The sequence below is a fragment of the Haloferax sp. s1 genome, assembly GCF_058382125.1.
Map to the genome: position 1 here is coordinate 1 of NZ_JBZRPK010000635.1, position 11,174 is coordinate 11,174.

The 11,174-nt window shown below is 61.0% G+C and carries 13 protein-coding genes and 1 tRNA gene; all 14 read right to left on the reverse strand.

What is annotated here, in order from left to right; all coding sequences use genetic code 11:
• Positions 1–602, reverse strand: a 602-nt coding sequence (locus QT222_RS13955; RefSeq protein ID WP_491477510.1) for an ornithine cyclodeaminase family protein, incomplete at its 3' end; no start/stop codon positions are given.
• A 117-nt stretch (positions 603–719) separates the two neighbouring features.
• On the reverse strand, positions 720–911 hold the full coding sequence (locus tag QT222_RS13960; protein WP_004058001.1) for a hypothetical protein: 192 nt from the start codon (positions 909–911) through the stop codon (positions 720–722).
• 249 nt (positions 912–1,160) lie between these two features.
• Entirely contained in the window at positions 1,161–1,586 is a 426-nt protein-coding gene (locus QT222_RS13965) for a hypothetical protein (RefSeq protein ID WP_491477511.1), read from the reverse strand.
• A 111-nt stretch (positions 1,587–1,697) separates the two neighbouring features.
• Positions 1,698–3,341 carry a thermosome subunit beta gene (gene thsB, locus QT222_RS13970; RefSeq protein WP_491477514.1) on the reverse strand — a complete coding sequence of 548 codons (1,644 nt, stop codon included), beginning with the start codon at positions 3,339–3,341 and terminating at the stop codon, positions 1,698–1,700.
• Between the two features lie 215 nt (positions 3,342–3,556).
• On the reverse strand, positions 3,557–3,949 hold the full coding sequence (locus QT222_RS13975; RefSeq protein WP_004057995.1) for a DUF7383 domain-containing protein: 393 nt from the start codon (positions 3,947–3,949) through the stop codon (positions 3,557–3,559).
• 65 nt (positions 3,950–4,014) lie between these two features.
• Positions 4,015–4,185, reverse strand: a complete 171-nt coding sequence (locus QT222_RS13980; RefSeq protein ID WP_004057993.1) for a hypothetical protein — start codon at positions 4,183–4,185, stop codon at positions 4,015–4,017.
• A gap of 472 nt (positions 4,186–4,657) precedes the next feature.
• Positions 4,658–4,738 (reverse strand) — tRNA-Ser (locus tag QT222_RS13985).
• Between the two features lie 29 nt (positions 4,739–4,767).
• Positions 4,768–4,974 carry a DUF7981 family protein gene (locus QT222_RS13990; protein ID WP_491477512.1) on the reverse strand — a complete coding sequence of 69 codons (207 nt, stop codon included), beginning with the start codon at positions 4,972–4,974 and terminating at the stop codon, positions 4,768–4,770.
• Positions 4,971–5,357 (reverse strand): Rid family detoxifying hydrolase, encoded by a 387-nt coding sequence (locus QT222_RS13995; RefSeq protein ID WP_004057989.1) that lies wholly within the window; start codon positions 5,355–5,357, stop codon positions 4,971–4,973. Before QT222_RS13995 ends, QT222_RS13990 begins: the two co-directional genes overlap by 4 nt.
• A gap of 61 nt (positions 5,358–5,418) precedes the next feature.
• Positions 5,419–5,625 carry a hypothetical protein gene (locus QT222_RS14000; protein ID WP_004057987.1) on the reverse strand — a complete coding sequence of 69 codons (207 nt, stop codon included), beginning with the start codon at positions 5,623–5,625 and terminating at the stop codon, positions 5,419–5,421.
• A 55-nt stretch (positions 5,626–5,680) separates the two neighbouring features.
• Positions 5,681–6,679 (reverse strand): cytochrome d ubiquinol oxidase subunit II, encoded by a 999-nt coding sequence (locus QT222_RS14005; protein WP_491477513.1) that lies wholly within the window; start codon positions 6,677–6,679, stop codon positions 5,681–5,683.
• Positions 6,672–8,093: a cytochrome ubiquinol oxidase subunit I gene (locus QT222_RS14010; RefSeq protein WP_004057983.1), complete on the reverse strand. Its 1,422-nt coding sequence runs from the start codon at positions 8,091–8,093 to the stop codon at positions 6,672–6,674. Before QT222_RS14010 ends, QT222_RS14005 begins: the two co-directional genes overlap by 8 nt.
• A 196-nt stretch (positions 8,094–8,289) precedes the next feature.
• A complete protein-coding gene (ilvA, locus tag QT222_RS14015) occupies positions 8,290–9,501 on the reverse strand; it encodes a threonine ammonia-lyase (protein WP_004057982.1) in 1,212 nt (403 codons plus the stop codon).
• A gap of 529 nt (positions 9,502–10,030) precedes the next feature.
• Positions 10,031–11,170: a citrate synthase gene (citZ, locus tag QT222_RS14020; RefSeq protein WP_491477515.1), complete on the reverse strand. Its 1,140-nt coding sequence runs from the start codon at positions 11,168–11,170 to the stop codon at positions 10,031–10,033.
• Positions 11,171–11,174: the final 4 nt, after the last annotated feature.

Sequence of the window (11,174 nt, forward strand, 5' to 3'; positions counted from 1 at the left end):
ACGGTCGAGAGAACGTCACATCCGGCGTCCTCTTCGAGGGAACCGGCGCGGATGTCGAAGTCGTCTTCGAAGGCGTCGATGAAGTCGGCGACGCGCTCTTCGTCGAGGTCGGAGATGATGACTTCCTCGATGTCGCGGACTTCACTGATGGCGCGAAGTTGCGTGTACGACTGGACACCGGCACCGATGATACCCATCGAGGAGGCGTCCTCGACGGCGAGGTGGTCGGTAGCGACGGCGGCGGCCGCACCCGTACGGAGCATCGTCAGTTCCGTTCCGTCAAGAAGCGCAAGCGGGAATGCCGTCTCGGGGTCGGAGTAGATCATCGTGCCCATGACGGTCGGCAGGTCGAACTTCTCGCCGTTGTCGGGGTGGACGTTGACCCACTTGATGCCTGCTGCGTCCCAGTCACCCGCGTCGAGGTAGGCGGGCATCGACCGGAAGTCGCCGTTGTACTGCGGCAGGTCGATGTAGGACTTCGGCGGCATCTGGGCGTCTCCAGACTCGTAGGCCGCAAAAGCGTCTTCGATAGCCGAGATGAGTTCCGGCATCTGGACGTTCTCGTGAACGTCGTCTTTGTTCAGTAGCAGCGTCTTGCGCATGGGGATACGTTCCCGTACCTCCTACTTAGTTCGTTCTATTTCTGGATGCAAGTCTAAGTCTTTGTTAGAAAGTGAGAGAATTCTCCAACTTGTCGAGAGTGTGACTTATTAACATGGTTAACTGCTGTCGGATTGGGGGACGACTCCAATCGATAGCTCTCGCTCGGTTTCGGCGGTTCGCAGGTAGCACGAAAACGAGGTGTTTCGCTTACTGACGTAGCTCGACACGTCGATTTGTTGCGTCGCAGTCTCTTCGGCTCCCGCCTCGATTGGGAGTGTGAACTCGTGAGACGAGTACATTCCCGTCATGTTGAGACAACCTCGAAAGACGCCATCGACGGACGAGGTGTTTCGAGCCGTAATCGTCAACTCGGCGACCTCATTCTCGGGAACCTGTTTCGGCCCTTCGAACGAGACGAGTTCGAACGTGGGGCGGGGGCCAGCGATTCGCTCGGTGGCTTCGGCAGGAAGCGACCACTCGGTGGTCGAACCCCCATGTTCGAACTGTAGGGTGAGTTCAGATGCGGACTCGTACTCTACTGGAACGGTGAAGGCAAGTCATCCGATTTCTCCCGAATCCGGTGGGTATGCGTTGTGGGCCATCCTATCGTCCGGGTAGATGTTGTAGAGAGGAGCGTCACCAACTTGCTCTCGCGGCGCGAACTTCTCATCAGCGGCGACGAGTCTGAACGACTCGCTTGCAGGGCGTGCTCCCGACTCCGCGCGAACGGAGACGCTTACGAACACGACCCACTCGCTGTCCAATTGTTCGATTGCACCCCAATCGACGTTGACGATGTGGAAAAACGACGCCTGCGGATGCGCCCGTCTCGGGGTGACAGTCACGTCGCCGACGGTCGCTTCTTCACCGAACGACAGCGGTTCGGGTGCCTCGAAGCCGCTTCTTCTGAGACATCCGGACAGTCCAAACACCGACCCAAGACCGCCGCCGATTCCGGCGAGATAATCGCGTCTGGAGGGCATAGCTGCGGCTACTCGGCAGGCCGGAATATGTTTTCTGTCCGAAAAATAAGCGGTCTGTCGCGCGGTGCAGGTGTCGGTGTGGACGTGGATTGGGCTGTTACTGGCCTATCTTCACATCGCGCCGCCCATGCCGCCCATACCGCCCATGCCACCCATGCCGCCAGCGGGTGCGCCGCCTTCGTCGTCGTCGCCGCCGGTGGAGAGGTCACCAGCAGCGATGATGTCGTCAATCTTGAGGACGAGGTTCGCGGCTTCGGAGGCGGAGGCAACAGCCTGCTCTTTCGCGTGGGCCGTCTCGACGACGCCAGCGTCGAAGGCGTCTTCGACTTCACCCGTGAAGACGTTCAGGCCAGCGCGGACCTGCCCTTCTTCGTGGGCTGCGCGGAGGTCGACGAGCGTGTCGATGGAGTCGAGACCGGCGTTCTCGGCGAGAACGCGGGGGACGAGTTCGAGTGCGTCCGCAAACGCCTCGACGGCGAGCTGCTCGCGGCCAGAGACGGAGTCCGCGTAGTTGCGGAGACGCGAGGCGAGTTCGACTTCGATGGCACCGCCACCGGCGAGGACGCGGCCGTCGGCGACCGTCGAGGCGACGACATCGAGGGCGTCCTGCACACCGCGTTCGAGTTCGTCGACGACGTGGTCGGTCGAACCGCGGAGGAGGAGCGTGACGCCGTGGACATCTTCGCCGATGCCTTCGACGTAGAACAGTTCGTCGTCGCCGTCGCGGCGGATGGAGGCCCGACCGAGGGCGGCGTCCTCGATGGAGTCGAGGTCCGAGACGATGGCCGCGCCCGTGATGTTCTTGAGGAACTTGATGTCGGACTTCTTCGTGCGGCGGACCGCGAGGATACCCTGCTTCGCGAGGAAGTGCTGGGCGAGGTCGTCGATGCCCTTCTGGCAGAAGACGACGTCAGCACCGGAGTCGACAATCTGGTCGACCTTCTCCTTCAGCTGCGCTTCTTCCTGGTCGAGGAACTTCTGGAGCTGGTCGGGGCTTTCGATGGAGACGTTCGTGTCGATGTCCGTTTCTTCGACCTCGACAGGCTCGTTGAGGAGGAGCACGTCGGCCTCGTCGAACTGGACCGGCATGTCGTCGTGGACGGGGTCCTTGTCGATGACAGCGCCGGTGAGAAGTTCGGATTCGGACGCGGAGCGACCGGTCTGCGTCTCGAGGGAGATGTTTTCGAGGTCGACAACGTGGGAGCCGTCGTGCGCTTCGACGGTGACCTGCTTGACGGCGCGGACGATGAGGTCCGCGAGAAGCTCCTTGTTGAGCTCGGAGCTCTTGCCCGTCATCGAGGTTTCGGCGACCTTCTTCAAGAGGTCCTCGTCGTCGGGTTCGACCTGCTCTGCGATGTCGTCGACTTCCTCGCGGGCCTTCTCGGAGGCGAGGTTGAAGCCGCGGATGATTGCCGTCGGGTGGATATCCTGTTCGAGGAGGTCCTCTGCGTTCTTCAGGAGTTCACCCGCGATAGCGACCGCGGTCGTCGTTCCGTCGCCAGCTTCGTCTTCCTGCGTCTCGGCGACTTCGACGATCATTTCGGCCGTCGGGTTGTCGATGTCCATCTCCTTGAGGATGGTGACGCCGTCGTTCGTGATGGTCACGTCGCCCATCGAATCGACGAGCATCTTGTCCATCCCTTTCGGACCGAGTGTGGAACGTACTGCCTCGGCGACTGCGCGTGCGGCACGGATGTTGTACGCCTGCGCGTCGCGATCTTTGACGCGCTGCGCGTCCTCACCCATGATGATCATCGGCTGACCCTGTTGCATTCGCTGGCTCATAGACACCCGCTGATTGTTTGTGATTCTATATAAACATTGTGCTGGTGGCGCAAATGGCAGATTCGTGCGACCAGGCTCAATTCGCACGCAATCAAGTGACTGAGCTAACCTCTGTGTGGTTTCGAACCTTATTTTGGTATGCTATTGCACACCGCGATTGGGGTTGTTTCGACCTGTTTTATATACTATTCGGGAGTCGGTTCTTTCCAGTGGACTGTCACTGTTCCGATGGCAAAGGCGTCGTTGCCCGAGTCATCACGGACAATTCGAATCGTGTTCGTCCCCTCGACGAGACTCGCACCCGTGATAGTATCGACCCAGTATTGCCAGCCGTCTCCCGGTGGAATGTCGAACCCGGAGAGCGACTCGCCGTTTATTCGAATTTCGTGGCCATACTCGCTCACGTCGAACGCCTGGATTCCTAGATACGGGTCGTGTGGTTCGTCGGTTGGGACGTCGAACTCGAATGCGGCGGTCTCGTCGCCGGCGTCGTCGGCCCAGTCGAGGTTCAGCGTCTCGGTAGCGGGATGGAGATGCGACCCGATGAATACGGTCGCGTAGTTCGCGCGGTGTGGCACGCTCTGGGGTTTCGATGCTGTCGATAAAAATTCGCGTGGTCGAGTAGTTACTGCCGCCCGCGGGGTCAGTCGTCTTCGGGAAGTTCGTCTGCGAGGAACTCACCAGAAGTATCGTCGAGCGTCGGCTCGTCGTCTTCTTCGTCTAACACCTCTAACTCTTGTCTGTATAGCCGCCTCGTGAGTTGGGTCCGTTTGTTGAGGCCCTTCTTCTCGCGGCCAGATTTGGTGTCAGGCATTGTCAGTCGTGGTATTGCTTCCCATAGGGATGAATGTTTTGTCCGGAATGTTGATACAGGCACTGCCACAGGGTGGGAACCCCAGCGGGGGGTGCGAAACAGTTGGGGTGGCAGTCACACCGCAGTAGTACGTTCGACGGGGCGGGAATAGGTCCCGCCGAAGGTTCCCGACCGTGGAAAACCAAGGGGTGGAGTTAGGTTTCTGGGGTGCGTATAAGGACGGCTTCGGCGGGCGTTTTGGTTGCCGCTCTGTTACTGGAGCCGCGATTTGTGGCTTGGAGAAGTGTTTGGAGAAGATTTGAACGCTGAGAGAGGTCCGCGACTCACGTACTCACGCTCACTTCGTTCGCGTGAACCTCGGCGCTCGCTGTCGCTCGCTCCCTGGTTCAAACCCCCTCAGTCGGCGCATGACCGAACTCGCCGTCCGCAGCGCGACGAGACGCGCTGCTATGTGAGTTGAGTTCGGAAGAAGCGCCAGGAGAGGGATTTGAACCCCCGATCCCAGAGGGAACACGCTTTCCAGGCGTGCGCCTTACCGCTCGGCCATCCTGGCTTACAACGCAACGTTCCCGCCTGGATAATTTAAGCCCTTCCTTTCCGTTCGATTCGCGGTTCGATGACGTATGTCATGGCCGCGACGGCGACGCCGGCAACGACCGCCACCGCGGCGACCGCCCCAACCGCCGCTTCGATACCGAGTCCGAGGAGGGCCGCACCCTGTGCAAGGACGCCGATGAGGAGGAAACTCACGGCACCCCACGCGAGCGCGGACCGACCCCGAGGACTCACTCCTCCGGAACGACGGCGATAGCTTCGATTTCGACGCCGACGCCCTTCGGAAGGTTTCCGGCTTCGACGGCCGAACGGGCCGGCGGCTCGTCGTCGAAGTACGTCGCGTACGTCTCGTTCATCTCGTCGAAGTCGTCGATATCGTTGAGGAAGACGGTCGTCTTCATCACGTCGCCCGCGTCCGCGCCGGCCTCGTCGAGGATGGCCATCACGTTGTCGAGGGACTGCTTGGTCTGCGTGGCGATGTCCTCGTCGTCGAGGAGTTCGCCCTCCGGCGTCATGGGAATCTGTCCCGCCGTGATGAGGAGCGAACCGTTGGTCGTTGCCTGACTGTACGCACCGACTGCGGCCGGCGCTTCGTCTGTCTCGATGACGCGCTTCATACGCGGCACGTTTCGCCACGACATGATAAATTACGCGGGAACGTCCGAGCGGTCGTCGACTTTAGATAGACTTCCCGGATAGCCCGATACCCGTCGTAAACACGCCTGAAGTGAGGAGTAACCCCATTCCGAGGGCGGTGACAACGTCGCCTTCACGAAGCGCGACGCCGGCGACGACGACACTCAGTGCGACCAAGAAGAGGCCGAGGAGCGTGAGTGGGTTCGTGAACGATTCGAGGGTGGGTTCGGTGGAAGGGAGTGTGACCATGGTTGATGTGTGCCTGTAGGGTTGGTTGATGGAGTGTGAGCGATTCTATGTGCGTTCAGGAGTACGATTCACCCGTTTCGATGGGACCTCTGAAGGTCGAATACAGGATGCCGAAGTAGGAGAACACGAGCGGCAACAACAGCGCAGCCGCGATGCTCATAATGTTCAGCGGGAGTATCGAGATAATCGCGTCCGAGACGGTCAACCCGACTGCAGGGTCGGCCATCGGGAACATGAGCACCGCCACGAGCGCGACGAACGCGAACACGAGGACGGGAACGGTCCCGAACGCGAGCGTGTACCGCTCTTCTCGGAGCGTAACGAGGTACCCGCCAGCCGAGACGAGCGTGATAACGACGAGTGCCAGTGGAATCGGCGCGATGACGCCGAGGTCCGGACGCAAGACGACGAGGTAGCCGAGAGTGACGACAACGAGCGCAAGGTAGGCGGCCATCGCTTTCGGGCCGTATTCGACCACGTCGCGCTGGAGTGCGCCGCGCGTCTTCATTCCGAGGAAGCCGACGCCCGCGACGATGGTGAGTGCGACGACCGCGAGACCGACGACGACGCCCGGCAGCGACACTAACGAGCCGATTCCGAGGAGCCAGTGCGCGGCGAACACACCGATGAAGAACGGCGCGCTCACGCTGCCGACGACGAAGGACCGGCCCCACCACGTCTGCCACGTCTCGTCGTGGCGCTGTTCGTACATCTCGGGAGCGAGTCCGCGGAGGATGAGCGCCCCGAGGATGGCGAACATGAGCAGATAGTGACGACTGAAGAGGTTGGCGTACACGGCCGGAAACGCGGCGAAAAGCGCCCCGCCGAAGACGACGAGCCACACCTCGTTACCGTCCCAGAACGGTCCGATAGCGGCCAAGAGCGTCTCGCGTTCGTCTTCGTCGTCGCGGGTCGCAAACAGCGCCCCGACGCCGAAGTCGAAGCCGTCGAGGAACAGAAACATCCCGAGGATGAAAAACACCAGACCGAACCATAGCTCTTCGAGCGGAAGGCCGAAAAGCGGGTCGGTGGCGAACGCGCCGTAGTCAGTCATCGCCGCTCACCCCCGACGGTGTCGCAGTCTCGGTGGGACTGGTCCCATCGACAGATGGCGGTCCCTCGCGGATGATGCGCCGGATGACGTAGGTGTACAGTCCGAGCAGGCCGGTGTACACGAAGACGAACCCGACGAGCGTGAGGGTCGCCTCGAAGCCGGTCAGTCCCGGTGAGACGCCGTCTTGGGTCTTCAATACACCTTGAATGACCCACGGCTGGCGGCCGACCTCGGTGACGATCCAGCCGACTTCGACGGCGAAGATACCGAGGAGCGACGAGCCGACGAACGCCTTGTGCAACAGGTCGTCGTCGTACAACTCGTCGGTCCACCAGCGATACGCCGCCCAGAAGGCGAGCAGGATGAACCAGAAGCCGGCGGCGACCATGAGACGGAACGACCAGAAGACGATGGCGACCGGCGGAGCCTCCGTCTCGAATTCGTTCAAGCCGGTAATCTCGGCCTGCGGATTGCCGCCGCTGGCCAACCACGACGCGCCGCCGGGGATACCGATACCAAGCAGTTCCTTAGCGCGCGGGTCGGTGATGTGTTCGAGGCTGGTCGGGACGGCGAAGAGGTACTCCGGAACGTAGCTGTCTGTCTCCCAGACGGCCTCCATGGCGGCGAACTTCTGCGGTTGTGTCTCGTAGACGTGGCGACCGTAGGCGTCGCCGTGAATCGCTTGGAACGGCGCGGTCACGAGGAGCACGACGAGCGCGATTTTCAGCGTCTTCCGCCAGAATCGCGCGCTCTGTTGGTTGTCCTCTGCGTCGATGCCGCGCTGCCAGATGTGGTACGCTGCGACGCCGGCCATGAACAGCGCGACCGAGAGGACCGCGGCGTTCTGCATGTGGACGAACATCCACGGGAACCGCGGGTTAGCGTAGGCCGCGATGGGGTCGACGAGCGAGATGACGAGTTGGTCGCTCTCGCGCACGAGTTCGAATCCGCGGGGAGTCTGCATCCACGAGTTGGCGACGAGAATCCAGACCGCAGAAAGCCACGTTCCGAGACCGACGGCGACGGCCGAAACCATGTAGAGGGCGTCCGAGACCTTCTCGCGGCCGAAGACGAACACCCCGAGGAACGTCGCTTCCAGCATGAACGCCATCATCCCTTCGGTAGCCAGCGGGCCGCCGAACAACTCGCCCGCGGCGGTCGAAAACGCGGCGAAGTTCGTCCCGAACTCGAATTCGAGAACGATTCCGGTCACCGTCCCGACGACGAAGGAGATGGCGAAAATCTTCGTCCAGAACCGCCTGAGCTGTTCGTACACCGGGTCGTCAGTGCGAATATCCTTCCACGTGAAGTAGATGAGGAAGGGTGCGAGACCCATGCTCATCACGGGGAAGATGATGTGGACGATAGTGGTGAGCGCGAACTGCAGCCGACTGGCGATGACTGGGTCGAGCATAGTTGGGGGTGGGTGGACCGCGGGGCGGACTACCGGCTGGCAATAGGGTGCCCGTAAAAATACCTCTGTATGCAGGGGGTGTTAATGCAGTCGTGCTTCCCAGAATCTGAAAATCATCGTAGAAGGCTTGAGGCTGGCGAATTTTACATAATCGAACAGCAAAGAAGGGTGTCAGGACGACGACCGATTGGCGAAGTTAGTCGAGTACTTCGACTTCGTATCCCTCGTCGCGAAGAGCGGAGAGAAGCTCTTCAACGTGCTCGGACCCGCGCATTTCGAGGTCGAGTTCGACTTCGGTCGCGTTCAGTGCAATCTTTCTGGAGGTGCGGTCGTGGCGGACCGCGTAGATGTTCGCCTTCTTCTCGGCGATGATTTCGATGAGTTGTTCGAGCGACCCGGGGCGGTCCTTGAGTTCGGTCCGAACCTTGAGATACCGTCCGGTCTCGACGAGACCGCGCATCAGCACGGTCGTCAGCGTGTTCATGTCGATGTTCCCGCCGGACAGCGTCGGGACGATGACCTCGTCGGCTTCGTAGTCGAATTTCTCGAAGACGAGTGCGGCAAGCGCCACGGCACCTGCGCCCTCGACGAGCGTCTTCGAGCGTTCGAGGAGGTACGTGAGCGCGACCGCGATTTCCTCGTCGGAGACGGTGACGACCTCGTCGACGTGCTCTTGGATGACCTCGAACGTCTTGCCCCCGATTTGACGGACTGCGATACCGTCCGCGATGGTGTCGGCTTCGTCGAGCGTCTGAATCGACCCTTTGTCGAGCGAGTCGGCGGCACTCGACGCCTCTTCGGCCTGCACGCCGATGACACGCACGTCCGGGTGTTGTTCCTTGATGGCCGTTGCGATACCGGAGATGAGACCGCCGCCGCCGATGGGGACAACGACCGTGTCGAGGTCGGGACAGTCTTCGAGGATTTCGAGTCCGATGGTCCCCTGTCCGGCCATCACGTACTCGTCGTCGAAGGCGTGGACGTACGTTCGTCCTTCTTCCTCCTCGATTTCGTGAGCCTTCGCTTGGGCCTCGTCGTAGTCGGTACCGTGGAGAACGACGTTACCGCCGTACCGCTCCGTGGCTTTCACCTTCGAGATTGGCGCGTGCTCGGGCATCACGATTTTCGAATCGACGCCCGCGCGCGTCGCCGCGAGTGCGACCCCCTGTGCATGGTTTCCAGCGCTTGCGGTCACCACACCTGCGTCCTTTTCTTCCTCGGAAAGCGTCGTGATGCGGTTCGTCGCACCGCGAATCTTGAACGACCCCGTCCGCTGTGAGTTTTCGAGTTTGAGGTGCACTTCGGCACCTGTGATGTCGGAAAATGTGTGGGAGTACTCAAGAGATGTCCACCGAGCAACAGTTTCGACGCGTTCGCGAGCGGCGTGAATATCGGCGAGAGAGAGCATGGTCGGAAATCGATGGGGTTGGTGTTTAATCGTTCGGGATTTGCTTGCTTCGGTCTCGTGATGTCACTCCGCACAGTCTCCATCGGGGTGGCTCTCGTGACGACGTTGGCGACAGAGCGCAACCGCTGTCGACGTAGGAAAGGGGGAAAGGGGGAATGCACGCGTGTGACGTGCATGTTGTCTACTGACCTGTGAGTATATAAACGTCCCCCACCCGGAGTGAAAGTAAAATCGCAAGACGGCGGCGACATGAGGAATGCGTCTGACGCTCGTCATTCGTATGTCGTCCCCATCACGTCGGCGACGCACGATGCGATACCCACCGCGATGTGTGGGTGGTGCTGTCGTAGTCGAGATGCGGACGTCAGAGCCGTACAACACCTCCGACACTCGAACTCCGCGTCGGACAAAGCAACCGAGAGAGAACCCATAACCGTCCAAAGACGACGACTCGCGGAGTGTCAGGTACTGGACGCGCCGCTCTTCAGTAGTACCTGAAAAAGAGTCCGTGCCCCGTTGTCCAGCCTTGTTACCGCTCGTCGAGCGTCGGGAAGTCGAGGTCTTTGTCCCCGGTGTACCGAGCGCGCGGGCGGATGAGACGGTTGTCGTCGTACTGTTCGAGGATGTGCGCAATCCATCCGCCGCTACGCGAGACGGCGAAGATGGGTGTGTAAAGGTCGATGGGGATATCCATCTGGTAGTACGTCGATGCGGAGTAGAAGTCCACGTTCGGTGCGAGACCCTTCTCCTCGCTGATGTACTCCTCGATTGCGACCGACATCTCGTACCACTTCATGTCGCCTGCGGCCTCGCCGAGTGCCTCGGACTTCTGGCCGAGAATCTTCGCGCGGGGGTCCTTGACGTTGTAGACGCGGTGGCCGAATCCGGCGACGCGCTCGCCGCGGTCGAGTGCGTCTTCGACCCAGTCGACGGGGTCCATGTCGCTGTCGTCGACATCCTTGAGCATCCGCATGACGTTCGCGTTCGCGCCGCCGTGAAGCGACCCGGAGAGCGTCCCGATTGCGGACGTGACCGCGCTGTACATGTCCGAGAGGGTGGACGACGTGACCATCGCGGAGAACGTCGACGCGTTTAGTCCGTGGTCGGCGTGTAGCACGAGCGCCATGTCGAACGTCTCCGCCAGCACCTCGTTCGGCTCTTCGCCGTTGAGCATGTAGAGGAAATTCGCGGCGTGATTCAGGTCGTCGTTCGGCGCGACGTAGTCGTCACCGCGCCGGAACCGAGCGTAGGCCGCGAGCACCGACGGCATCTTCGCCGTGATGCGCTTTGCTTTCTCGAGGTTGACCTCGCGGTCGGTCACGTCCTCGAAGTCGGCGTTTTCGTCGTACGCCGACATCGCGGAAACGAGCGTTCGAAGCGCAGCCATCGGCGATTCGTCCTGTTCGGCGAGTTCGCGTGCCACGTCGAGGATTCCGTCGCCGATGTCGCGGTGGGCTGCCAGTTCGTCGGAGAACTCGTCGAGTTGCGTACGATTCGGAAGTTCGCCGTGCCACAGGAGGTACAACACTTCCTCGTAGCTCGCATCGCGAGCGAGGTCTTCGATATCGTAGCCCCGATAGATAAGTTGTCCCGCGTCGCCGTCGATGAAGCTCAGTTCCGATTCGGTGACCAGCACACCTTCCAGCCCCCGCTTCAGTTCGCTTGACATACCC

Coding starts and splice junctions, on each gene's coding strand:
- QT222_RS13960 (WP_004058001.1), bottom strand. CDS start 911: ATGACGGGAATGTACTCGTCTCACGAGTTCACACTCCCAATCGAGGCG.
- QT222_RS14005 (WP_491477513.1), bottom strand. CDS start 6,679: ATGACTGACTACGGCGCGTTCGCCACCGACCCGCTTTTCGGCCTTCCG.
- QT222_RS13965 (WP_491477511.1), bottom strand. CDS start 1,586: ATGCCCTCCAGACGCGATTATCTCGCCGGAATCGGCGGCGGTCTTGGG.
- thsB (WP_491477514.1), bottom strand. CDS start 3,341: ATGATCATCATGGGTGAGGACGCGCAGCGCGTCAAAGATCGCGACGCG.
- ilvA (WP_004057982.1), bottom strand. CDS start 9,501: ATGCTCTCTCTCGCCGATATTCACGCCGCTCGCGAACGCGTCGAAACT.
- QT222_RS13995 (WP_004057989.1), bottom strand. CDS start 5,357: ATGAAGCGCGTCATCGAGACAGACGAAGCGCCGGCCGCAGTCGGTGCG.
- citZ (WP_491477515.1), bottom strand. CDS start 11,170: ATGTCAAGCGAACTGAAGCGGGGGCTGGAAGGTGTGCTGGTCACCGAA.
- QT222_RS14000 (WP_004057987.1), bottom strand. CDS start 5,625: ATGGTCACACTCCCTTCCACCGAACCCACCCTCGAATCGTTCACGAAC.
- QT222_RS13980 (WP_004057993.1), bottom strand. CDS start 4,185: ATGCCTGACACCAAATCTGGCCGCGAGAAGAAGGGCCTCAACAAACGG.
- QT222_RS14010 (WP_004057983.1), bottom strand. CDS start 8,093: ATGCTCGACCCAGTCATCGCCAGTCGGCTGCAGTTCGCGCTCACCACT.